The 22920-nt window shown below is 63.5% G+C and carries 18 protein-coding genes; 13 read left to right on the plus strand and 5 right to left on the minus strand.

What is annotated here, in order from left to right; translation table 11 throughout:
* Positions 1 to 239: 239 nt before the first annotated feature.
* Entirely contained in the window at positions 240 to 1184 is a 945-nt protein-coding gene (locus tag ACIQUG_RS28950) for a LysR family transcriptional regulator (protein WP_402325710.1), read from the minus strand.
* A gap of 325 nt (positions 1185 to 1509) precedes the next feature.
* On the opposite strand from ACIQUG_RS28950, the gene ACIQUG_RS28955 reads away from it, so the two are divergent.
* Positions 1510 to 3105, plus strand: a complete 1596-nt coding sequence (locus ACIQUG_RS28955) for a GMC family oxidoreductase (RefSeq protein ID WP_402325711.1) — start codon at positions 1510 to 1512, stop codon at positions 3103 to 3105.
* A 230-nt stretch (positions 3106 to 3335) separates the two neighbouring features.
* The gene (locus ACIQUG_RS28960; protein WP_402326055.1) at positions 3336 to 4337 is read left to right on the plus strand and encodes a Tim44 domain-containing protein; all 1002 of its coding nucleotides are present in this window, start codon (positions 3336 to 3338) and stop codon (positions 4335 to 4337) included.
* Between the two features lie 69 nt (positions 4338 to 4406).
* Here the strand turns inward: ACIQUG_RS28960 and ACIQUG_RS28965 are convergent, their stop codons facing one another.
* Complete coding sequence (locus tag ACIQUG_RS28965; RefSeq protein WP_402325712.1) at positions 4407 to 5333, minus strand: LysR substrate-binding domain-containing protein; 927 nt, start codon at positions 5331 to 5333, stop codon at positions 4407 to 4409.
* Positions 5334 to 5416: 83 nt separating this feature from the next.
* Between ACIQUG_RS28965 and ACIQUG_RS28970 the strand changes: the two genes are divergently transcribed.
* The 9 genes from ACIQUG_RS28970 (at position 5417) to ACIQUG_RS29010 (ending at position 14617) form a co-directional block, all read left to right on the plus strand.
* Positions 5417 to 5905: a DMT family transporter gene (locus ACIQUG_RS28970; RefSeq protein WP_402325713.1), complete on the plus strand. Its 489-nt coding sequence runs from the start codon at positions 5417 to 5419 to the stop codon at positions 5903 to 5905.
* A gap of 255 nt (positions 5906 to 6160) precedes the next feature.
* A complete protein-coding gene (locus tag ACIQUG_RS28975) occupies positions 6161 to 7366 on the plus strand; it encodes an MFS transporter (RefSeq protein WP_402325714.1) in 1206 nt (401 codons plus the stop codon).
* 103 nt (positions 7367 to 7469) lie between these two features.
* A complete protein-coding gene (locus ACIQUG_RS28980) occupies positions 7470 to 8948 on the plus strand; it encodes an aldehyde dehydrogenase family protein (RefSeq protein WP_402325715.1) in 1479 nt (492 codons plus the stop codon).
* A gap of 117 nt (positions 8949 to 9065) precedes the next feature.
* Positions 9066 to 9986 carry a polyphosphate kinase 2 gene (gene ppk2 / locus ACIQUG_RS28985; RefSeq protein WP_043619495.1) on the plus strand — a complete coding sequence of 307 codons (921 nt, stop codon included), beginning with the start codon at positions 9066 to 9068 and terminating at the stop codon, positions 9984 to 9986.
* Between the two features lie 122 nt (positions 9987 to 10108).
* On the plus strand, positions 10109 to 10951 hold the full coding sequence (locus ACIQUG_RS28990; protein WP_402325716.1) for a MurR/RpiR family transcriptional regulator: 843 nt from the start codon (positions 10109 to 10111) through the stop codon (positions 10949 to 10951).
* Positions 10952 to 11243: 292 nt separating this feature from the next.
* Complete coding sequence (locus ACIQUG_RS28995) at positions 11244 to 12707, plus strand: MFS transporter (protein ID WP_043619493.1); 1464 nt, start codon at positions 11244 to 11246, stop codon at positions 12705 to 12707.
* Positions 12704 to 13363 (plus strand): aspartate/glutamate racemase family protein, encoded by a 660-nt coding sequence (locus ACIQUG_RS29000; protein ID WP_402325717.1) that lies wholly within the window; start codon positions 12704 to 12706, stop codon positions 13361 to 13363. Before ACIQUG_RS28995 ends, ACIQUG_RS29000 begins: the two co-directional genes overlap by 4 nt.
* A 132-nt stretch (positions 13364 to 13495) precedes the next feature.
* Positions 13496 to 14086 carry an ankyrin repeat domain-containing protein gene (locus ACIQUG_RS29005; RefSeq protein ID WP_043614832.1) on the plus strand — a complete coding sequence of 197 codons (591 nt, stop codon included), beginning with the start codon at positions 13496 to 13498 and terminating at the stop codon, positions 14084 to 14086.
* A 27-nt stretch (positions 14087 to 14113) separates the two neighbouring features.
* Positions 14114 to 14617: a YHS domain-containing (seleno)protein gene (locus tag ACIQUG_RS29010; RefSeq protein WP_402325718.1), complete on the plus strand. Its 504-nt coding sequence runs from the start codon at positions 14114 to 14116 to the stop codon at positions 14615 to 14617.
* Between the two features lie 29 nt (positions 14618 to 14646).
* On the opposite strand, the gene ACIQUG_RS29015 is transcribed toward ACIQUG_RS29010, so the two are convergent.
* The gene (locus ACIQUG_RS29015) at positions 14647 to 16866 is read right to left on the minus strand and encodes an adenylate/guanylate cyclase domain-containing protein (protein WP_402325719.1); all 2220 of its coding nucleotides are present in this window, start codon (positions 16864 to 16866) and stop codon (positions 14647 to 14649) included.
* A 40-nt stretch (positions 16867 to 16906) separates the two neighbouring features.
* Positions 16907 to 17128 carry a hypothetical protein gene (locus tag ACIQUG_RS29020; protein ID WP_402325720.1) on the minus strand — a complete coding sequence of 74 codons (222 nt, stop codon included), beginning with the start codon at positions 17126 to 17128 and terminating at the stop codon, positions 16907 to 16909.
* On the opposite strand from ACIQUG_RS29020, the gene ACIQUG_RS29025 reads away from it, so the two are divergent.
* A complete protein-coding gene (locus tag ACIQUG_RS29025; protein ID WP_402325721.1) occupies positions 17118 to 18143 on the plus strand; it encodes a DUF1254 domain-containing protein in 1026 nt (341 codons plus the stop codon). The two genes, ACIQUG_RS29020 and ACIQUG_RS29025, sit on opposite strands and share 11 nt — an antisense overlap.
* Positions 18144 to 18173: 30 nt before the next feature.
* Entirely contained in the window at positions 18174 to 19010 is an 837-nt protein-coding gene (locus tag ACIQUG_RS29030) for an alpha/beta fold hydrolase (protein WP_402325723.1), read from the plus strand.
* Between the two features lie 37 nt (positions 19011 to 19047).
* On the opposite strand, the gene metH is transcribed toward ACIQUG_RS29030, so the two are convergent.
* A complete protein-coding gene (gene metH, locus ACIQUG_RS29035; RefSeq protein WP_402325724.1) occupies positions 19048 to 22818 on the minus strand; it encodes a methionine synthase in 3771 nt (1256 codons plus the stop codon).
* Positions 22819 to 22920 lie beyond the last annotated feature (102 nt).

The raw sequence follows: 22920 nt of genomic DNA on the forward strand, positions 1-22920 counted from the left end.
GTCGTCGTCGCCAGCAGCGCCGCCGCCCTCGTCAGTGATCGGGCTTATAGACCCCCATCCCCGAACACGTCAACAGCAACCTTCAAAAAAACTTCCAAAATCGACAACGCACTGATTATAAACAATAATTCCAGCTGTTGATAAACTAGGTCGATTTTGATCCGCGCGGCCACGGTCTTCGGCCCGCAAATCACCGCCCATTGGTTGCACGATCTTATATCGCCACAATCTGGCAGGATTTAGGAGCGCGACAGGCGCCGAACGTCAGTCGTCGGCAACGCCAATTCGCGGGTGAAATGGCCGCGGTCTTCCCTGACACTCTGCATCAGGAATTCGCGCACCGCCCTCACCCGCGGCACGGCCACCAGATCCCTATGGCAAACCAGCCAGTAGGTGCGCTTGAGTTCGATCTCTTCCGGCAGGACGATCTCCAGGTCCTCTTCCTGCTGCGCGATGAAGTGCGGCAAGACGCAAAGACCCAGCCCCTGCCGCACCGCCTTCAGCTGCGTCAGGATGCTCGAACTCTGGAAATGGGCATGCAGGCCTGGCTGCAGCTCCCCCAGGTAATCGAGACCGGGCGCAAAGATCATGTCCTCGATATATCCGACGAAGCGGTGGGCCGCGAGGTCGTTGCGCCCGGTGATCGGCGGATGCTTCGACAGGTAGCTGCGCGCGCCATAGACATGCAGCGTATAGGGGGTCAGCACCTCGGATTGGTAAGGCCCGGCCTTCGGCGCCGTCAGCGCCACCTGGATATCCGCCTCCTTGCGCGACAGCGACATGATCTGCTGGATTGCCAGCATTTCCAGGGAGACGTTCGGATAGCGCGCCGCAAAGTCCCCCAGCCGGTCGGCCAGGAAGAAGTTTCCGAAGCCTTCGAGCGTGCTCAGCCGGACGACGCCGCGCTGTGCCGTCAGGCCGTCATTGATGTCGAGCTGCAACTGTTCGGTCTCGCGCTCGATCCGCTCGGCGGTTTCGACGAAGCGCTGGCCCATGCCGGTCAAGACGTAGCCGCGCGGATTGCGCTCGAACAGCTTGACCTTCAGCGCGAACTCCAGCCGGTCGATGCGACGCGACACCGTGGCATGGCTGGTCCTCAGGCGCCGCGCCGCCGTCGACAGCTGCCCGGTACGGGCCACCGCCAGAAAGAACTGCAGATCGTCCCAGGTGAAATTCGGATTCATGCTCACTCCCTGTCTGTCCGAAAATGAACAGATCCTGTTTTGCAATTTACGGTTCCGCACGCTTGCATCCAAGCGGTTTTTTCCCGATGGTACGTGCCAGAGCGGACATCTGAGGAGCATGTCTGGCCAAATATGAACAGAGCGAGACGAACGCCCCCGGCGGCCATCATCCGGCGCCGGAGCATTCCTGCATTCGTTCGCGACGGCTGGCGGTTTGGGAAGAGGGCATGACGCGAAGGGATGCGGCGCCGGGGCGCGGCTGAAGGAGCGATCTCGCGCAAACCCCGGATCTGAAGGGCCGAGCCGTAGATATCGAGGGAGAACCATGGACATATACGACTTCATCGTCGTCGGGGCAGGCAGCGCCGGTTGCGTGCTTGCCAACCGCCTTTCGGAAAACCCGCGGCACCGCGTGCTGCTGCTCGAAGCCGGCGGCCGCGACAACTACCACTGGATCCACATTCCCGTCGGCTATCTCTACTGCATCAACAATCCGCGTACGGACTGGTGTTTCACGACCGCAGCCGAAGAGGGCCTGAACGGCCGGGCGCTCGGCTATCCCCGCGGCAAGGTGCTCGGCGGCTGCTCGTCGATCAACGGCATGATCTATATGCGCGGCCAGGCGCACGACTACGACCACTGGCGCCAGCTCGGCTGCACCGGCTGGGGCTGGGACGACGTGCTGCCGCTCTTCAAGAAATCCGAGGACCATTATCGCGGCGCCAACGAGATGCACGGCGCCGGCGGCGAATGGCGGGTGGAAAAGGCGCGCGTGCGCTGGGACGTACTCGACGCATTCCAGAAGGCGGCAAGCGAAGCCGGCATTCCCGAGACGCCGGATTTCAACCGCGGCAGCAATGAAGGCTCCGGCTACTTCGACGTCAACCAGCGCTCCGGCATCCGTTGGAACACCGCAAAGGCGTTCCTGCGCCCCGCGCAGAAGCGTGGCAACCTTGCGGTTCTGACCAAAGCGCATGTGCGCAAGCTGATCATCGAGGGCGATCGCGTCGCCGGCGTCGAATTCCAGCACGACGGCACAGTCAAGCGCGCCTCGGCCACACGCGAGACGGTGCTTTCCGCCGGCGCGATCGGCTCACCGCACATACTAGAACTCTCCGGCATCGGTCGCGGCGACGTGCTGCAGGAAAACGGCGTCGCGCTTCGTCATGAGCGGGCCGGCGTCGGCGAGAACCTGCAGGATCATTTGCAGTTGCGCATGGCATACAAGGTGACAGGCGTACCGACGCTCAACGAAAAGGCAAACTCGCTGTTCGGCAAGGCGTCGATCGGGCTCGAATATCTCTTGAAACGATCCGGCCCGATGGCGATGGCGCCGAGCCAGCTCGGCATCTTCACCCGCTCCGGGCCGGAAAAGGAAACGCCGGATCTGCAGTATCACGTGCAGCCGGTGTCGCTCGACAAGTTCGGCGAGCCGGTTCATTCCTTCCCGGCGATCACCGCCAGTGTGTGCAACCTTCGTCCGGAAAGCCGCGGTTCGGTGCATCTCAAAGGGCCGGACTTTGCCGCCGCACCGGACATCCGGCCGCGCTACCTGACGGCGGAGGCCGACCGAAACGTCGCTGTCAGCGCCATTCGCCTCACCCGGCAGATCGTCAGGCAACCCTCCTTCGCCCGCTTCAACCCGGTCGAGTTCAAGCCGGGGCCTTCCTACGAGACCGAGGAGGACCTGAAGCGTGCGGCCGGCGACATCGGCACGACGATCTTCCATCCGGTCGGGACCTGCCGCATGGGCGCCGACCCCGACAGCGTCGTCGATCCGGAACTGCGCCTGCGGGGGCTCAAGGGATTGCGCATCGCCGACGCTTCGGTCATGCCGACGATCACCTCGGGCAACACCAATTCACCGACGATCATGATCGCCGAAAAGGCGGCGACGATGATCCTCGCGGCCAATCGCTAGGTGTCTCGGGCAAGAGCGGGCGGCGTTCGGGCGCCCGCCGAAGATGCTGATTCCACGTCGGATTCGGTGTCGGATAACGGTAAACTGGCCGAAAAACGACGCGAAAAGCTTAAATCTCAGGCGTCGAGCCCCTATATCAGGCCCTGATGGCTCGGTTTGAGCCCAAGCAAGATTTAGGGGTTGTGATGGCAATGCAGCGATTTGGGCGTTTTGGACGAACTCTGGCAATGATGGCGATCGGCATGGTCGTCGCGCTGACCGTTGTGGACGTCGCCGAAGCGCGGCGTTCGGGTGGCGGCTTCGGTAGCCGCGGCACCCGCACCTTCTCGCAGCCGGCAACCACCAACACCGCGCCGACCAGCGCGGCACCGATCAACCGTTCGATGACGCCGCGCCAGGACGCAGGCCCCGCCGCCGCCACTCCGGCAGCCGGCCAGACGCGTCCGAACGCCGCCCAGCCGAACGCCCGTCCGGGATTCTTCAGCGGCTTTGGCGGTTCGCTGCTCGGCGGCCTGATGGTCGGTGGCCTCATCGGCATGCTGATGGGCGGCGGCTTCGGCGGCGCTGCCGGCTTCCTCGGCCTGATCGTGCAGATGCTGCTGATCGGCGGCCTGATCATGCTCGCCATGCGCTTCTTTAACCGCAACCGCCAGCGGACGGCCTATGCCGGTCCGTCCGAGCGCTCGTCGGGTCAGCAGCCTTCGAACGGCATGCCGTCGTTCAAGATCCCGAGCATCGGCGGTGGCCAGGCAAGCGGCCAGCCGCAGGCGCGGCCCCAGGCTGCCCCTCAGGCAGCGCCCGTTGCCGACGGCTCGACCGATGAGATCGGCATCCAGGGCTCCGACCTCGAGCAGTTCGAAAAGATGCTGAAGGACGTACAGGCCGCTTATGCTGCGGAAGACTACGGCACGCTGCGTCGCCTGACGACGCCGGAAGCCATGTCCTACCTCGCCGAAGAGCTCAGCGACAACGCCACGAGCGGCGTCAAGAACGATGTGCGCGATGTGCACCTGGTTCAGGGCGACGTCGCCGAGGCCTGGTCGGAAAACGGAACGGAGTTCGCGACCGTCGCCATGCGCTACGAGAGCATCGACGTCATGCGTGACCGCACCACCGGCAAGGTAATCAGCGGCGATCCGGACAATCTGACGGAAGCCGTCGAACTCTGGACCTTCGTGCGCAAGCCGGGCGCCGAATGGCAGGTTTCGGCGATCCAGGGCGTCAGCCACTGACGCGCTAAACAAAGCCTATAAGAAAGGCCCGGTCGGCATCGCCGTACCGGGCCTTTTCGTTTTCACGCGTCACACGGCGGCGGGGGCCGCAGTCGACGGCGCCAGAACACCGGCGATCAGGTCCCGCAGCCAGCGATGGGCCGGATCGCCGTCGCGCCGCCGGTGCCAGATCTGCCGGAAGGCGAAGGGTGGGATCGCGAAGGGCGGCGGGAAGATGGCAAGCTGCCCGGCCTCCCCGTCGCGGGGCAGGATACGGCGCGCGACCGTCAGCACGAGGTCGGTTCCGGCAACGAGACCCGGCGCCGCACTCCAATGGGGCAAGGCCAGCGCGATACGGCGCTTGTGCCCGATAGCCGAAAGCGCAAGGTCGATCTCGTTACCGGTATCGCCGCGCAGCGAAACGAGGATATGCGGCCGCTGCAGATAGGCGGAAAGATCCATCGTCGGTTCGCCGCCGAGGCTCGCACGGTCGGCCAAGCAGGCGAAGTGCTCCTCAAACAGCAAGGATGTTCTCAGATCCTCGGCAAGCGTCGGGAAAACCCCGAGCGCCAGATCGATCTCCCCATCGACAGCCTGCGCCATCATCACTTCGCGGCTCGCCTGGCTGACAATGAGATCGACGTTGGGCGCCTGCCGGCGCAGCACTGCCGTCAGTTGCGGCAGCAGCACAAGTGCTGCGTAGTCGGACATCGCCAGCCGGAAGACATGGCGCGCGCGCGCCGGATCGAACGGCTGAGACCCCATGAGCTGACGCATATGCGCGAGCGCTTCGGCAAGCTGCGGCGCGATCTCCAGCGCCCGCACCGTCGGCTCGAGCTTGCCGCCGTGGCGCACCAGCAACGGGTCGTCGAACAGTGCGCGCAACCGCGCCAGCGCATGGCTGACGGCAGGCTGGCTCTTGTTCAGCCGGAGAGCCGCGCGCGAGACATGGCGCTCCGCCAGGAGGGCGTCGAGCACCACGAGCAGGTTCAGGTCGATAGCGCCAAGATTATTCATCGCACGAATATAGCACGTGCAAAATCGGAATTTCCATTCTCCAAACAAATGAAAGAGGATCACGGCAACAAAAGGAAAAAACAATGCCCAATCTCTCCTCCCTCCTGTTGCTTGCCGTGGCGATCTTCGCCGGCGCCGTCGTCCCCCTCCAGGCCGGCGCCAATGCCAACCTTGGCCGCCTCCTCGGCCATCCGCTCTGGGCGACGGTTGTCTCGCTCGGCGCCAGCCTCGCGCTCATCCTGCCGATGCTGATTGCCTTCCGGGCGCCGTTGCCCAACCTGGCTGTGGCATTCAAGGGTCCGTGGTGGATCTGGATCGGCGGCCTCGCCGGCGTGATCTACATTACCGCGGCCCTCCTCCTTGCGCCGAAGCTCGGCGCGGCAAGCTTCATTGTTGCCGTCATTGCCGGCCAGATGGTCGTTTCCATGCTGATCGACCACTACGGCCTGATGGGTTTTCCGCAAAAGCCAGTCAATGCGGCGCGGCTGACCGGCCTGTTCTTCATCGTCGGCGGCATGCTGATCACGCAGATCGCCAATGTCACGCCGGCCTTGGCCAACGCACCGCGATAGCGCAGAGCCGCCTATCCATCGCGGCAGCCATCACCATGAAGGCTGCCGCTTGTCACCTGATAAGCGCCCATGGTAGATGGCGGGCCATGTCGAGCGAACCCCATTTGATGGCCTGATTAGCCCCGCAAGGCGGGGCTTGCATCTGTGAGCCCAGAACCGTCCGCCTCTCGCGCGGGCTTATCCTGTTCGCGTCGATCTCATCAAACCTGCCAATGCAGCAGACCCGAGATCGATGGCGTCTCATCGGGCTCTCCTATGGAAAATTCCAATCTTTGGTACGATGCCGCCTTCCGGCGCATCAGCATTGTCCTCACCGTCGATTCCTTCTGCTCCTGGATGCTCGTCGCCGCGTTGCCGCTCGTCGTCGCAGCGCGTTTCGGCGCCGGTGCGGAACTGGTCGGCAGTCTTGCCTTGCGCCTGCTGCCGAGCCTCCTGCTTGCGCCGATCGTCGCCGCGCTCCTGCGGCGGAGCGGCCCTAGGCTTCCGGTGCTATACTCCCTGTTGGTGACCGCCGTCGCCATTCCCGGCCTTTCATTCGCGCCGGACGCGATGACTGTGCAGATGACCGTGTTGGTCATCGGCGCTGCGGATGCGGTGATCACGCCGGGCCTCCTGATGCTGCGCGCCGCCGTCGTTCCCGCCGGTCGCAACATGGAGGCCAATACCGCCTTCCAGGCGATCGACCGCTTCGGCAAGATTTTCGGACCGCCGGCAGCGGGTCTCGCAGCCGCCTCCATCTCGATCGAGGCAACGCTTACTGCGCTGGCGCTCGCCCAGATCGCGGCGGCCCTTCTGCTCGTGCTTCAACCAAGTGACAGGCAGGAGCAAGAGAACGCGGCCCCCTCGCACGCTTCGGGCTTCGGACGGGAAATCCTTGCGATGTTCCGCGAAAACCCCGTGCTCTGGGCCTTGCTGCTACCGGCCTTCGGCTACATGATCTCGCTCGGGGCGCTGCAGCCGTTCCTGTTCTGGCTCAATCGTGACCAGTTTCATCTGGGTCCCGAGATGTGGACCTTGCTGCTGGCGGCGCAGGGTGCCGGCGCCCTGATGGGCGCCATCGTCTCGCATCGATTGGCAGGGGCTTTGGCCAGCACGCAGGCGCTGCTTCGCGCCTATCTCATCTCCAGCCTGCTCGAGGGCCTTTCGACCTTCGCGCTGATTTTCGCGCCCAACTATCTGGTCGCGAGCGCACTGCTGATCGTCGGTGGCATACCGGAGATGATCGCCTTCGCCACCTACTTTACCCTCGTGCAGCGCTGCCTGCCTCTGGAGCGCCAGGCCGTGTTTTACGCCGTCAGCTTGCCACTCATGGATGCCTGCTTGATCGCCGGCATCGTCTCGGGAGCCTTGTATACCAGCGATCTGGTGACGCTCGGGCAGTTCTGGCTCTTTGCCAGCGCCTGCGCCGTGCTGCCGGTTTTGCCTTTCCTTGCGTGGCGCGGGTCCGCGACCAACCGTTAGAGCCGTCTCCCCGCGGGAAAAAGATCAACGCCAGCCGTAACTTACGGCTGGCGCGTTTCACTTTGACTGGCCATACTCGCACCGGGCTATAAAGGGGTATTGCATGCAGGACCGGTTGTTCATCGACGGAAAATGGGAAAAACCGCGCCGCGGCGGCACGCTCGACGTGATCGATCCGGCGACGGAAGAGGTCATCCATCGTGCACCTGCCGCAACCTACGAAGACGTGGACCGGGCCACAAAGGCTGCCCGCATCGCCTTCGACAGCGGTCCCTGGCCGAAACTGTCGGGAACCGAGCGCGCCGCCTATCTTCGCGCGATCGCTGCCAAGATCGAAGAGAAGCGCCACTCGCTGGCCCGGCTCGAAGTCGCCGACAACGGCAAGCCGCTGCCGGAAGCATTGTGGGACATCGACGATGCCGCAGGCTGCTTCCGCTATTATGCCGGGCTCGCCGAGGAACTGGACGCCAACCCGGAGGAGGCGATCACCGTCGGCGACAGCCGCTTCACGTCACGCGCCGTGCGCGAACCGCTGGGCGTCGTCGGCGCGATCACACCCTGGAACTATCCGCTGCTGATGGTGTCGTGGAAGGTGGCGCCGGCGCTCGCCGCCGGCTGCACCATCGTGCTCAAACCGTCGGAGTTGACACCGCTGACAGCGCTTGAGCTCGGCGTCATCGCCGAGGAGGTCGGGCTGCCGGCCGGCGTACTCAACATCCTCACCGGCACCGGCCAGGACGCCGGCCAGCCGCTGACCGAGCATCCGCTGGTCGACAAGCTCGCCTTCACCGGCTCCGTGGTCACCGGTCGCAAGGTAATGATGGCCGGCGCCCAGGACATCAAGAATGTCAGCCTCGAACTCGGTGGCAAGTCGCCCTTCGTCGTCTTCGCCGACAGCGATATCGACAAGGCCGTCGAATGGATCATGTTCGGCATCTTCTGGAACCAGGGCCAGGTCTGCTCGGCGACCTCACGCGTGCTTGTCGAGGAGACGATCTACGAGACCGTCGTCAAGCGCCTCTGCGAGGAGGCAGCGAAAATCACCATCGGCAACGGCATCGATGACGGCACCCTGCTCGGGCCGATCGTCTCCAAGGGCCAGTACGACAAGATCATGGGCGCGATCGACCGCGCCCGCCAGGACGGCGCCACCGTGGCTGCCGGCGGAGGCCGCCCGGCCGGCCTCAACAGCGGCTACTTCATTGAGCCGACGGTGCTGACCGATATGCGCGAGGACAGCTACGTCTGGCGCGAGGAGATCTTCGGCCCGGTGGTCTGCGTCAAGCCGTTTGGCGAAGAGGCAGACGCGATCCGCATGGCCAACGACAGCCGCTTCGGTCTTGCAGCCGCCGTCATGTCGGCCGACAGGGACCGCTGCGAGCGCGTCGCCCGGGCTTTTCGCGCCGGCATCGTCTGGATCAACTGCTCGCAGCCGACCTTCACCGAAGCGCCCTGGGGCGGCTACAAACAATCGGGCATCGGCCGCGAACTCGGCCGCTGGGGCCTTTCGAACTATCTGGAGACCAAGCAGATTACCAGTTTCGACGCCGACGAGCCTTGGGGCTGGTACATCAAGGGATAGTGCCGATCGAGGGTGGAGGTACCAGCGTCAAATTCCCTTCATGCGGCTGTGAAATAAGCCGACTAACGATGGCATCACGCAAAGCTGTCGTTGAGCACACGGAATCCGGAGGGTCAGATGAACAGGTCGAACGACGAGATCGAAACGCAGGACTGGCTGGAAGCGGAACTGGCCGACACGCTCGACGAGGATTACGAACTCGAGCTTTCCGAGCCGGCGCTGTCGGAAGAAATCCGCAAGATCTACCGCAAGAACCATCCGCCATCGATCCCGCGCATCGACTACTTTCGCTCTCTACTCAGACTGCAATCAGAACTGATCAAGCTGCAGGACTGGGTGGTCCACCACAAGGAAAAGGTGGTGGTGATCTTTGAGGGCCGCGATTCCGCCGGCAAGGGCGGCGTCATCAAGCGCATTACCCAGCGGCTCAATCCTCGCGTCGTGCGCGTCGTCGCACTGCCGGCCCCGTCCGACCGCGAAAAGACGCAATGGTACTTCCAGCGCTACGTGCCGCACCTGCCGGCCGGTGGCGAGATCGTGCTCTTCGACCGCTCCTGGTACAACCGCTCCGGCGTCGAGCGCGTCATGGGCTTTGCCACCGAAAATCAGGTCGAGCAGTTCTTCGACGACGTGCCGGAATTCGAGCGCATGTTGGTTCGCTCCGGCATCCGTCTGGTCAAATACTGGTTCTCGATCACCGACGAGGAGCAGCAGATGCGCTTCCTCGTGCGCATCCATGATCCGCTGAAGCAGTGGAAGCTCTCGCCCATGGACCTGCAGTCGCGGGTGCGCTGGGAAGCCTATACCAAGGCGAAGGAAGAGACCTTTGCCCGCACCAACATTCCTGAAGCGCCCTGGCATATCGTTGAAGGCAACGACAAGAAGCGTGCCCGGCTGAACTGTATCGACCATCTGTTGGCGCAGATCCCCTACGAGGATGTGCCGCACGAGGAAATCTCGCTGCCGGAACGCGTCTTCAACCCGGACTACGAGCGCAAGGTGCTGCCGCCGGAACTCTACGTGCCGTCCAAATACTGACGCGCGCGAGCAACTGCCCGCGTCGGCCGCAGTTGAAAGCGGGGCGGCATCCGCCCGCCTCGCTTGCAATATCCCCGCGAAAATCAGAGATTGCCGTGAAACGCCAGTTTCATGGACATCGCATGAGCCCGAAAGAACGTTCCTTCCTCACCCGTGTTCGCCAAGTGCTGCCAGAGCTGCATCCGGCCGAGCGGCGGCTGGGCGATTTCCTCTGCGATTTTCCAGGCGAGGTCGCCAGCTACTCCGCCCAGGAACTGGCGGCGCTGGCGCATGTGTCGAAGGCGACGGTGTCGCGCTTCATCCAGCGGCTCGGCTACGACAATTACGAGGAAGCGCGCCGGCATGCCCGCGCCGACAAGCAGACGGGGTCGCGCCTGTTTCTCGCGACCGCCACCGACAGCGGCGGCGAGCAGTCGCTCACCTCGCACGTGGCGCAGGGCGTCGCCAATATCGAAGCGACGTTCCTCGCCATTTCCGAAACCCAGGTGACGGCGGCCGCCACCGCCATCCTCGGCGCCCGCAAGGTCTGGGTTATCGGCTTTCGCGCCAGCCATTCCTTCGCCACCTATCTGCAATGGCAGATGACCCAGGTGGTCGAGCACATATCGGCCATCCCCGGTGGCGGCCAGACGCTCGGCGAGCATCTGGTCAGCATCGGCAGCGACGACGTCGTGATCCTTTTCGGCCTGCGCCGGCGCGTCACCTTGATCGAACCGATCCTCGCGCAGCTCGAAAAATCGGGCGCACGGCTGCTCTACATCACCGACGAAGGCGTTCCCTTCCTCAACCAGGCGGAATGGCACTTCCGCTGCCAGACGCTGGCGCCGGGGCCTCTGTTCAACCATGTCTCGGTGATGGCGCTCTGCCATCTGCTCACCACCCGATGCATCGAAATCGCCGGCCCCGCCGGCCGAAACCGCCTGCGCGGCATCGAGGCGATCAACGACGCACTCGACGAACTGTGAGCGCCGATTGGGCATTTGCCTGAAACAGCAGAACATTTCTCAAGCAGACGAAATCTGAGTTTCAACCGCTCGTTCGAGCGCAATCTGTCGCCAAGCGTTTGACGATAAATGAGAAACTGCCGTTTCTCATAGAATGGCATGAAATCTGCTTTCCCTAACCTGGGTTGCGAGCGGCCATTTCCTTTCGCAGCGCGTCATAGAATCTCCTATGAAACTGTGATTTCATAATGTAGATTTCATGAAACTGAGTTTTCACATTTTCACGTTGTTAAGCCATAAAGGGGAACGAACCATGGCAGCGGAAAATATGGTACCGTCCGGCAGGTCATCGCCGGTCATCAGACAGTTGGAATCAGCCTTCACCAAGATCGGCGTCACCGGCGCCCACAAGCAGATCCTCGCCCTCGTGCTCATCGGCTGCCTGTTCGACAGTTTCGAGCAGAACACCATCGGCGTCGCCGGCCCGATCCTGAAAGAACATTGGGGCCTGACCGGCACCGACATCGGCTTCCTCAACACCATCACCTTCGGCAGCGCAGCGATCGGCCGCCTGCTTTCCGGCATTCTTGGCGACCGCTACGGCCGCCGCGTGATGCTGACCATCAACCTCCTGCTCTTCACCATCGGCTCGGCCGCCTGCGCCATGGCGCCGAATTTCGCCACGCTCTGCTTCGCTCGCGCCATCGTCGGTTTCGGCGTCGGCGGTGAGATCTCGACGGCCGTCACCATGCTGTCGGAATTCTGCTCGCCGAAATTCCGCGGCACCGCAGCCGGCCTCGTCAATGTCGGCGCCGGCGGCTTTGGCAACTTCCTCGCACCCGCCTTCGGACTGATGATCTTCACCCTCTTCCCGGGTGAAAACAGCTGGCGCTGGCTGTTTGCCTCGCTCGCCTTGCCGGCGCTGCTCGTCGTCTTCTACCGCCGCTTCGTGCCGGAGACCCCGCGCTTCCTGGCATCGCAAGGCAAGATCGACGAAGCCAACAAGGTGCTTTCCATCCTTGCCTCCGGCTCGTTGCGCCCGCGCAATCTCAAGGTCCAGGAGTACCTCACCAAGGATCACCTGAAGGACGAAGAGCCAGCCAAGAGCGACTGGAAGGAACTCTTCCGTGCGCCCTTCATCGGCCGCACCATTCCCGTCGCCATCGCCATCCTGATGAGCTACGGCGCCCAGCTTTCGGTGCTGACGCTGATGCCGATCATCTTCGTCTCCATGGGCTACACGCTGCAGGGCAGCCTGCTCTACAGCATGATCATCCAGAGCGGCAGCGTGCTCGGCGCCATCGCCGCCTCGATGTTCGGCTACTACTTCCCGCGCAAGAAGGTGCTGACGCTGGGTGCGGTCTTCGCCTGCCTCGCGGCAGTCTCGATCGCCTATCTCGGCACCAACATCTATCTGGTGCTGATGTTCGGCGCGATCTTCCAGTTCTTCGTGCTGCTGCTCAACACCTCGATCTGGATCTATGCGCCGGAACTCTTCCCGACCCGCATCCGTGCCTTCGGCGTGGCGCTGATCCTGGCTACCGGCTCGGCCGCAGGGTCCTTCGTCCCCACCATCGCCGGCGCCCTCTTCGACGTCTACGGCATGGTCGGTGTCTTCGGTCTTGCCGCCGGCATGTATGCGGTCTTCGCCTTCTGCATCCAGCTCGGCCCCGAGACCTACGGCATGTCGATGGAAGACCTCACCCAGCCTGCCGATGCCGACCTGGCGAAGGCTGACACTTCTGAAATCAAAGTCGGCGTGGAACTGAGAACGTGAGCGCACATATCCTTCTGATCAACCCGAACAGTTCGCGTGCCACCAGCGACATGATGGTCGCCATCGCACGCCGGGCAGCATCAGGACGCATGGCCGTGGCAGTTGCCACGGCCATGCGGAACCCGCCGATGATCGTCACTCCGGAGCAGCTGGATGCGTCCGCTGCCGAGGTCGTCGAGATCGGCGAGAAGCATGAAGCCGGATGCCTCGGCATCGTCGTCAGCGCGTTTGGCGATCCCGGCCTTGCCGCGCTCAAGCATCGGCTCGAAATCCCCGTCATCGGTATCTGTGAGGCCTCGATGATCGAGGCCTCACAGGGTGGCCGCAAGTTCGGTGTCGCCACCACGACGCCGGAACTGATCCAGGCGATCGACGACCGCGCCCGCGATCTCGGCGTCTGGGAGCAATATACCGGCATCCGCTGCACTTCGGGCGACCCGCTGGCGCTCTCCGCCCACCCGGACCGGCTGCTTTCGGCCCTCGGCGAGGCGGTCCGCCAATGCATCGAGCTCGACGGCGCCGACGCCGTCATCATCGGCGGCGGCCCGCTCGGCCAGGCGGCCGACGCGCTCCAGCCGATGTTCTCCACGCCGATCATCGCGCCCATTCCCAGCGCGATCGGCCGCATGCTCGACCTGATGCAGGTCGCCGCCTGACAGGCATTCCTCCTCGCAGACACCCAAAAGGAGTATGGATCGGGCGGCGCTAATGCCTGTTTCCGCCGGCCGCCCTGTGGTATTTTCGCCCTTCCTACTTGGCGAGACCGAAGCTGGGGCGGAGGTTACGCGATGAAATCTCTCTTTGCTTCGCTGGCCGCGGTGGCGTTCTTCGCCGCGGCGGCGAACGCGGGTCCCTTGCATGACGCGGCACGGGACGGCGACACGGAACGTGTCAAACAGTTGCTCGATCAGGGAACCGACATCACCGAGCCCGATGCGGCCGGTGAGCCGGCACTGTTGATTGCCGCTCTCAAGGGGCGCGCCGAGGTCGTCGCCCTTCTCATCGACCGTGGCAACGACATCGAGATCCGCAACAAGGGCGGTCTCACCGCACTGCATGCCGCGGCCTATGGCGGCAATCTCGAAACCGTCAAACTGCTCGTCGCCAAGGGTGCTGCAGTCAACGACGTCTCCAATTTCTACAAGATGTCGCCGCTGCACGCGGCAGCCGAAGAGGGCCACGCCGAGGTGGTCGCCTTTCTGCTCGCCAACAAGGCCGACATCGAAGCCAAGGAGCGCAACGGCTACACGCCGCTCACCCAAGCCGGCTGGCGATCCTATTGGCCGGCCGCCGAACTTCTGCTGAAGGCCGGCGCCACCTGCCAGAAGGCCGAACTGGTCGGCGACTGGCTCTACGGCGAATGCACGAAACGGCAATAGATCAGATCCGGAAACGGAGGATACGGCATGTCTCGACACTCCATACGATTTGCAATCGCGGCGACGGCGGTCCTGCTTGGGTCCGCCATGCCGTCGCTGGCGGAAGAGCCCGTCAACACCGGCTACTTCGGTGACGTCGCGATCAAAGGCTACGATCCCGTCGCCTATTTCACCGAGAACAAGGCTGTCGAAGGATCGCCCGAGTTCAGCTACCGCTGGCTCGGCGCGACCTGGCAGTTTGCCAGCGCCGAACATCGCGACCAGTTCATTAAGGAGCCCACCCGCTACGCACCGCAATATGGCGGTTACTGCGCCGATGGCGTTTCCTTCGGTACGGTCACGACCAACATCGACCCGAAGGCGTGGCGCATTATCGAGGACAAGCTCTATCTCAGCTACGATCCCGGTGCGGCCGACGGGCTGGTGAAGAACCCGAACAAGGTGGTCGATTCGCGCAAGCACTGGTCCGAGGTCGAGCAGACGCTGCTCACCGAAAAGGCGAACATCAACTGGACCAAGCCTTCGCGCTGATCCGGCCGCCCGCTGGACGACAACAGCGATCACTTCTCGATCGAGAAGAATTTTAGCGCCTGCGGCGTGACGTTGATGTAGTCCGCCGTGCGCTCACCCTTGGCGGTGTTGCGGTAAACGTAGCCGCAGACCATGCGGTCGAGAAAATAGCCGTCGTATTTCTCGCAGAGCTGGTTGCCCTTCACTTCGATGCGTCCGGTGATGTTGGTGTTGCTGGTCCGATAGGCGGTATTGCCGTCCTTGTCGAAGAACTGCGCGAAGCTCGTGCCGTTCTTGTGGACCCCGACCCAGGACTTGTCGGTGGTCAGTTGCTTCAGTTCTGCCGGACCGAGCCGATCGCTGGCAGCGCCGACAAAACCGAAAGGCCATTCCGGGATGCCGGCGACGCGCAGGCCGAAGAGATGGCGGTAAAGATCCTCCTCGCGCCAGTAGTCGTAGAGATAGCCGTAGTAGGTAAGGTTGGTATCGGGGAAGAGCTTCAGCAGCTCCGCCGCCTCGGCCGCTGCACTCTTCTGGTCGCCGCGCTGGGCATAGGCGGAAGCCAGATATTCGCGCACGCCTTCCGCCTTCGGCAGCGACTGGCTGGCCGCCTCGATCAACGGGATCGCCCGCTCCAGGCGGCGCGCCGTGTAATAGACAATGCCGGCCAGAAGCTGCAGGCTCGAGGACGGCGACGGATCGAGCCGCAAGGCCCGATCGATATCCTCGATCGCCTGCGCGTGCTCGCCGGTCTGGGCAAGTATCAGCGCCAGATTGGCCAGGGCCTCCGCATCGTTCGGCTGGGCGGAGACGGCCCGGAGTGCCGATTCCTTTGCCTCCAGGGCGCGGCCGTCGACGAGCTGCAGCAGCGCCAGGACCGTATGGGCGCGGGCATTGTTGGCGTCGAGCTTCAAGGCCTGGCCCGCCGCGTCATAGGCGATCTTGCGCGCCACGGCCGCCGACCAGAGATAGTTGTAGTCGTTTCGCCAGACGTCGACGGCGACACGCGCGATGCCGGCATGCGCGTCGGCGAAATCCGGATCGAGATCGATCGCCCGCTGATAGTAGGACAGCGTCTGGCGATAGGTGTCGACATCGCGCCAGATCAGGCCCTGCTGTTCCGCCCGCATGTAGTTGTCATAGGCTTCCAGATTGTCGGTCGGGATGCGTGCCAGCTGGTCGCGTTCGCCATCGCTGAGTTTGACCTCGAGCGCTGCGATGATCTTGCCGATCACGTCGTCCTGAACCGCGAACAAGTCGGCATACTGCCGGTCGTAACGTTCCGCCCACAGCGAAAGACCGCTCATCGCATCGATGAGCTTGACGTTGATGCGCAGCCGCTGATCGGCCCTCTGCAGCGTGCCCTCCAGCACGTAGTGCACGCCGAGTTCGGCAGCCACGTCCTGGATCTTGTCGGCACTGCCCTTCAGCGCAAACACCGAATGACGGGCGATGACGAAGAGGCCGGACACCTTCGACAGCTCGGTGATGAGATCGTCGGTCAGCCCCTCGGCCAGATGGTCGTGATCACTGTCGCCGCTGACATTGATGAAGGGCAGAACGGCGACGGATGGCTGGTCCGGCAAGGGATAGGCGAAGCGCTGCGCTGGCCCTTGCGGCGCAATCAACGTCCAAGGCTGCCACCAGCCAACAGCCGCCGCCAGCGCAAGCACCGCCAGAGCGATCACTACGCTCTTCAACCGAGCAGTGTTGCGCCCATTCTGCGCGACGATCGTCTTGCCAGCGGCATCGGGATCAAGAAGCACGCGATAGACACGGATCGGTTCGGCGAGCCCCTTGACCGTCTGCGCCCCGAGCGACGCGAAACCGGCCTTCAGCTTCGAACCCACCTGGTCATAGGCCGTGCCCGAGATGGCAATGCCGCCCGGCTCGGCGAGCCCCTGCACCCGGTCGGCAATGTTGACGCCGTCGCCGTGGATGTCGTCCCCCTCGACGATGATGTCGCCGAGATTGATGCCGATGCGGAAATCCAGCCTCTCGCCGTTCGCCGCCTTTTCGGCTTCTGCCGCCGCCTTGCGCTTCTGGATTTCGATCGCGCATTGCGTCGCATCGACGACGCTGCGGAACTCGACCAGCAAGCCATCGCCCATCGTCTTCACCAGCCGTCCATGATGTTCGCGAAAGAGGGGTTCAAGGATCGTGTTGAGGTCGGACTGGAATCGCAGACGCGTCCCTTCCTCGTCCAGCCGGCTCAGGCGGCTGTAACCGACGACATCCGCGATCAGGACGGCAGCGAGACGGCGCTCCATCGACGGGCTCTCAACGTGCGATGTACTCCAGCCCTTGATGTTACCGCAGCTTGGCAAACGGCGCCATCATGCCGAGAGGGTGTTCGAAACCGCCAGTGTCCGTAACCGTTACGTACTTGCGTGAACCTTCTGCCGGGCCCGACATAGGCAGCAGAGAGCCGACGGCCCGCCATCGCGCCATGGCGGGCGACGTCACGCTTTGCGCGACAGGCGCGTCCGTTTCCTGTCGCAACACCTGAAGGGAACCGTCGATGTCCAGCATCTTCCGCCGAACCGCCCTCTCCGCGTTTCTCCTGCCCTTCGTGGCTGCGCCCTCGATCGCGGCGGATCTAGTGCCGGTCGGCGTCGACAACTTCGTTCGCGCCGAAAGCGACATGTACGCGGCCGGCATGGTCAAGGAAGGCGGCCTTGGCAAGCTGCTGCACCGGCGAGAGCCGGCTTCCATCGACAACCAAACCGTCATCCGCCTCAACCGCGACACGCTCTATTCGTCGGCCGTCTTCGATCTCGACGCCGGCCCGGTGACCATCACGCTACCGGATGCGGGCAAGCGTTTCATGTCTATGCAGGTGATCAACGAGGATCACTATGTGCCCGAAGTCGTCTACGGCGCCGGCGAAACCATGCTGACGAAGGAAAAGGTCGGCACGCGCTACGTCGTCGTCGGTATCCGCACGCTCGTCGATCCGGCCAGCCCCAAGGACATCGCCGCAGTCCACGCCCTGCAGGACGCCATCAAGGTCAGCCAGCAAGCAGCCGGCAGTTTCGAAATTCCGGCCTTTGATCCGGCGAGCCAGAAGAAGGTGCGCGAGGCACTGCTGGTGCTCGGCTCGACCATGCCGGACTTCAAGAAGGCCTTCGGCACCAAGCAAGAGGTCGACCCGATCCGCCACCTGATCGGCACGGCGACCGGCTGGGGTGGCAATCCGGACAAGGACGCGACCTACTTGAACGTCACGCCCGCCAAGAACGACGGCAAGACCATCTACAAGCTCCACGTCAAGGACGTGCCTGTCGACGCCTTCTGGTCGGTGAGCGTCTATGATGCCCAAGGGTTCTACGAAAAGAACCCCTACGACGCCTATACGATCAACAACATCACCGCCAAGAAAACGGATGATGGCAGTGTCGCGATCCAGTTCGGCGGCTGCGACGGCAAGATCGCCAATTGCCTGCCGGTGGTGGAGGGATGGAACTATACGGTGCGGCTCTACCGCCCGCGCCAGGCGATTCTCGACGGATCCTGGCAGTTTCCGGAGCCGCAGCCGGTGAACTAAGCGCGCCGCGCCAAGCAGGGAGACGGGCCCGTGGAATTCCAGGATGACGACCTCGCGAAGTTTGCCGAGAACGGCGCACTTCCCCTGCCCGCTGCCACCGTCGAGGGCCATGTCGAGCGCGAGGGTGCCCGCATCTGGTATGCCACCTATGGCTCCGGCAAGCCGGTGGTTCTCTTGCATGGCGGCCTCGGCCACAGCGGCAACTGGGGTTATCAGATCCCCGCGCTGCTTGATGCCGGCCACCGCGCCGTCCTGATCGACAGCCGCGGCCATGGCCGCAGTACGCGCGACGCCCGGCCCTATACCTATGAACTGATGGCGGCGGACGTGCTCGCCGTCATGGACCGGCTGAAGCTTCCGGAGGCAGCCTTTGCCGGCTGGAGCGACGGCGCCTGCATCGCGCTGGTGCTGGCGTCGAAAGCACCGGAACGGGCGAGTGGCGTCTTTTTCTTTGCCTGCAACATGGACCCGAGCGGCACCAGGGAGATCGAACCGAGCCCGATCCTCGACCGCTGCTTCGGGCGGCATTCCAGCGACTACAGGCAACTGTCTTCAACGCCGGACGATTTCGGCGCCTTCGTCGATGCCGTCAGCGCAATGCAGAAGACAGAGCCGAACTATACGGCTGACGATCTCGACAAGATCCGCGTGCCGGTGGTGATCGTTCAGAGCGAAAATGACGAATTCATCAAGGGCGAACACGCGGACTATCTCGCCCACAGCATTCCCGGCGCGGCATTCATCCTGCTTGATGGCGTCAGCCACTTTGCGCCGCTGCAGCGACCGGACCGCTTCAATGCGGCGCTCACGGCCTTCCTTGCCGCGCTGGACGATCAGCCCGAAGGCAACGAACAGCATCGGTTATGACGAGCCTGGATCGGCTCGTCATCATTTCATGCGAACGTTACTCGGCCGCTTCCGTTTCCGGCATCGGCACATAGTTGAGGATCGGCGACAGCCAGCGTTCGACCTCGCGCACCGGCATGCGCTTACGCTCGGCATAATCCTCGACCTGATCGCGCTCGACCTTGGCGACACCGAAGTAATAGGCTTCCGGATGGCCGATATAGAGCCCCGATACCGACGACCCCGGCCACATCGCATAACTCTCGGTCAGGCTGACGCCGATTGCGGCATCGGCATCGAGCAGCCGGAAGAGCGTCGCCTTTTCCGTATGGTCAGGCTGGGCCGGATAGCCGGGCGCCGGGCGGATGCCGGCATAGGGTTCGCCGATCAGTTCGACGGGCGTAAATGTCTCGTCAGCCGCATAGCCCCAGAGTTCCCTGCGCACATACTCGTGCATGCGCTCGGCGAAGGCTTCGGCAAACCGGTCCGCCAGCGCCTTCACCAGGATCGACGAATAATCGTCGTTGGCCCGCTCGAAGCGCTCGGCAATTGCGACCTCCTCGATACCGGCCGTCACGACGAAGCCGCCGACATAGTCGTTGGAGCCGCTATCGGCAGGCGCGACGAAATCGGAGAGCGCCACGTTCGCGCGACCGTCGCGCTTCGAAAGCTGCTGGCGCAGCGTGAAGAAGGTCGCAAGCTCAGCCGTGCGGTCTTCGCCGGTAAAGAGCCGGATGTCGTCGCCGACCGTGCCGGCCGGCCAGAAACCGACGACCGCCTTCGGCGCGAACCATTTTTCGTCGATGATCTTCTTGAGCATCGCCTGCGCGTCGTCGAAGAGCTGCCGGGCGGCCGCCCCTTGCGCCTCGTCGTCGAGGATCTTCGGATAGACGCCCTTCAGCTCCCAGGTCTGGAAGAACGGCGTCCAGTCGATATAGCGGGCGAGTTCGGCGAGATCCCAGCTCTCGAACACGCGGGTGCCGAGGAAAGACGGGGCTTTCGCCTGGTAGCTCGACCAGTCGATCCGATGCTGGTTGGCGCGCGCCTGCGATAGCGGCAGGCGGCGTTTTTCCGCCTCGTTGCGCGCATGGGCGTCGGCAACCTTGCGGTACTCGGCTCGCACCGTCTCCATGTAGCTGTCGCGCGCTTCCGGCGACAGCAGGCTGGAAACGACGCCGACGGCGCGGCTCGCGTCGGTGACGTAAACCGTCTGGCCGCGGTCGTAGCGCGGATTGATCTTGACCGCCGTGTGCACGCGGCTGGTGGTTGCGCCGCCGATCAGAAGCGGCACGTCGAAACCTTCGCGCTCAAGTTCGGAGGCGACATGCACCATCTCGTCGAGCGACGGGGTGATCAGACCCGAAAGGCCGATGATGTCGACCTTCTGCTCGCGGGCCACTTCAAGGATCTTGGCAGACGGCACCATGACACCGAGATCGATGATCTCGTAGTTGTTGCAGGCGAGCACGACGCCGACGATGTTTTTGCCGATGTCGTGCACGTCGCCCTTGACGGTCGCCATCAGGATCTTGCCGGCGCTCTGGCGCGCCTCGCCGCCATTGGCAAGCTTCTCCGCCTCCATGTGCGGCAACAGAACGGCAACCGCCTGCTTCATGACGCGCGCGGATTTCACCACCTGTGGCAGGAACATCTTGCCGGAGCCAAAGAGATCACCGACGACGTTCATGCCAGCCATCAGCGGGCCTTCGATGACGTGCAGCGGCCGCGCGGCGGTTAGACGTGCTTCTTCCGTATCGGCCTCGATGTACTCGGTGATGCCGTTGACGAGCGCGTGTTCGAGACGCTTCTCCACCGACCATTCGCGCCAGGAGAGATCCTTCTCTCGGCCTTGAGCCCCGCCCTGGCCGCGATAGCGCTCGGCGAGCTCAAGCATGCGCTCGGTCGAATCGGCGCGGCGGTTGAGCACGACGTCCTCGCAGGCCTCACGCAGGTCCGGGTCGATCGCGTCGTAGACGGCCAGCTGGCCGGCATTGACGATGCCCATGTCCATGCCCGCCTGGATGGCGTGGTAGAGAAACACCGCGTGCATCGCCTCACGCACCGGTTCGTTGCCGCGGAACGAGAAGGAGAGGTTCGAGACGCCGCCCGACACATGCACATGCGGCAGCATCTTGATGATCTCGCGCGTCGCCTCGATGAAGTCGACGCCGTAGTTGTTATGCTCCTCGATACCCGTCGCCACCGCGAAGATGTTCGGGTCGAAGATGATGTCCTCGGGCGGGAAGCCCGCCTGTTCGGTCAGAAGCTTGTAGGCGCGGGTGCAAATCTCGACCTTGCGCGCCTGGGTGTCGGCCTGGCCGACTTCGTCGAAGGCCATGATGACCACGGCGGCGCCATAGGCGCGGCAGAGCCTGGCGTGGTGCAGGAACGCCTCTTCGCCTTCCTTCATCGAGATGGAATTGACCAGCGGCTTGCCCTGAACGCACTTCAGGCCCGCCTCGATCACCTCCCATTTCGACGAATCGATCATCACGGGAACGCGGGCGATATCCGGCTCGGAGGCGACGAGGTTCAGGAACTCGACCATCGCCTGCTTTGAATCGATCAGGCCCTCGTCCATGTTGATGTCGATGATCTGGGCGCCGTTCGCGACTTGGTCACGCGCGACATCGAGGGCTGCCGAATAGTCGCCTGCGGTGATCAGCTTGCGGAACTTGGCCGAGCCGGTGACGTTGGTGCGCTCGCCGACATTGACGAAGGGAATGTCCGACGTCAGCGTGAAGGGCTCAAGGCCGGATAAGCGCATCAAGGGCTCGACCTTGGGGATCTCGCGCGGCGGATGCTTGGCAACCGCCCTGGCGATCGCGCTGATATGGGCCGGCGTCGAGCCGCAGCAGCCGCCGACGATGTTCAAGAGCCCGTCGCGGGCAAACGCTTCCACCTGCGCCGCCATTTGCTCGGGCGTCTCGTCATACTGGCCGAATTCGTTCGGCAGGCCCGCATTGGGATAGGCGCAGACGAAGGTATCGGCAACGCCCGAGAGCTCGTCGATATGGGCGCGCATGGCATTGGCGCCGAGCGCGCAGTTGAGCCCGATGGTGAAGGGTTCGGCGTGGCGCACGGAGTGCCAAAACGCGGTCGGCGTCTGGCCCGACAGCGTGCGGCCCGAGAGATCGGTGATCGTGCCGGAGATCATGACCGGCAGATCGATACCCTTTTCGACAAAGACTTCCTTGGTCGCGAAGATCGCCGCCTTCGCATTCAGCGTGTCGAAGATCGTCTCGATCAGGATGATGTCGGCGCCCCCGTCGATCAGACCGCGGATCTGTTCGGCATAGGCGATGCGCAAATCGTCGAAGGTGACGGCGCGATAGCCGGGATTGTTGACGTCGGGCGAAATCGACGCCGTGCGGTTCGTCGGCCCGAGTGCGCCGGCAACGAAGCGGCGGCGGCCGTCTTCGGCCTCGGCGCGCTTGGCGGCGCGGCGCGCCAGCCGGGCGCCGTCGCGGTTGAGCTCATAGACCATGTCCTCCATGCCGTAATCGGCCTGGGCGATGCGGGTCGAGGAGAAGGTGTTCGTTTCGAGGATATCGGCGCCCGCGATCGCATAGGCGTAGTGGATGTCCTCGATCGCCTTCGGCTGGGTCAGCGTCAGAAGGTCGTTGTTGCCCTGCTGGTGACAGGCGCAGCCGCCGAATCGGTCGCCCCGGAAATGCTGTTCGATGAAGCCGAGCTGCTGGATCTCCGTGCCCATCGCGCCATCCATGATCAGGATGCGTTCACGCGCAGCCTGGGCCAGCGCCCGCTTGATCTCGGAGCCATCCGGCTTGGAGGAAACATCGCCGAAAAGGGCGTCGATGGCGGACATGGGAAATCTCCCGTTCTGAAAACGACAAACACGAAGCCAAGTCAATCACATAAAGATATCTTTATGTCAACATATGCAGCAATCACATTTCCCCCTCGGAGC

The organism is Ensifer sp. NPDC090286 (genome assembly GCF_044769565.1).
In the GTDB taxonomy this organism is placed as follows: domain Bacteria; phylum Pseudomonadota; class Alphaproteobacteria; order Rhizobiales; family Rhizobiaceae; genus Ensifer.

Excerpts from the sequence above, each read along its gene's own strand:
- ACIQUG_RS28960 (WP_402326055.1), top strand. The coding sequence starts at position 3,336 with ATGGCGATCGGCATGGTCGTCGCGCTGACCGTTGTGGACGTCGCCGAA.
- ACIQUG_RS28955 (WP_402325711.1), top strand. The coding sequence starts at position 1,510 with ATGGACATATACGACTTCATCGTCGTCGGGGCAGGCAGCGCCGGTTGC.
- ACIQUG_RS28990 (WP_402325716.1), top strand. The coding sequence starts at position 10,109 with ATGAGCCCGAAAGAACGTTCCTTCCTCACCCGTGTTCGCCAAGTGCTG.
- ACIQUG_RS28970 (WP_402325713.1), top strand. The coding sequence starts at position 5,417 with ATGCCCAATCTCTCCTCCCTCCTGTTGCTTGCCGTGGCGATCTTCGCC.
- ACIQUG_RS28965 (WP_402325712.1), bottom strand. The coding sequence starts at position 5,333 with ATGAATAATCTTGGCGCTATCGACCTGAACCTGCTCGTGGTGCTCGAC.
- ACIQUG_RS29015 (WP_402325719.1), bottom strand. The coding sequence starts at position 16,866 with ATGGAGCGCCGTCTCGCTGCCGTCCTGATCGCGGATGTCGTCGGTTAC.
- ACIQUG_RS28980 (WP_402325715.1), top strand. The coding sequence starts at position 7,470 with ATGCAGGACCGGTTGTTCATCGACGGAAAATGGGAAAAACCGCGCCGC.
- ACIQUG_RS29005 (WP_043614832.1), top strand. The coding sequence starts at position 13,496 with ATGAAATCTCTCTTTGCTTCGCTGGCCGCGGTGGCGTTCTTCGCCGCG.
- ACIQUG_RS28975 (WP_402325714.1), top strand. The coding sequence starts at position 6,161 with ATGGAAAATTCCAATCTTTGGTACGATGCCGCCTTCCGGCGCATCAGC.
- metH (WP_402325724.1), bottom strand. The coding sequence starts at position 22,818 with ATGTCCGCCATCGACGCCCTTTTCGGCGATGTTTCCTCCAAGCCGGAT.
- ACIQUG_RS28995 (WP_043619493.1), top strand. The coding sequence starts at position 11,244 with ATGGCAGCGGAAAATATGGTACCGTCCGGCAGGTCATCGCCGGTCATC.
- ppk2 (WP_043619495.1), top strand. The coding sequence starts at position 9,066 with ATGAACAGGTCGAACGACGAGATCGAAACGCAGGACTGGCTGGAAGCG.
- ACIQUG_RS29025 (WP_402325721.1), top strand. The coding sequence starts at position 17,118 with ATGTCCAGCATCTTCCGCCGAACCGCCCTCTCCGCGTTTCTCCTGCCC.
- ACIQUG_RS29010 (WP_402325718.1), top strand. The coding sequence starts at position 14,114 with ATGTCTCGACACTCCATACGATTTGCAATCGCGGCGACGGCGGTCCTG.
- ACIQUG_RS28950 (WP_402325710.1), bottom strand. The coding sequence starts at position 1,184 with ATGAATCCGAATTTCACCTGGGACGATCTGCAGTTCTTTCTGGCGGTG.
- ACIQUG_RS29020 (WP_402325720.1), bottom strand. The coding sequence starts at position 17,128 with ATGCTGGACATCGACGGTTCCCTTCAGGTGTTGCGACAGGAAACGGAC.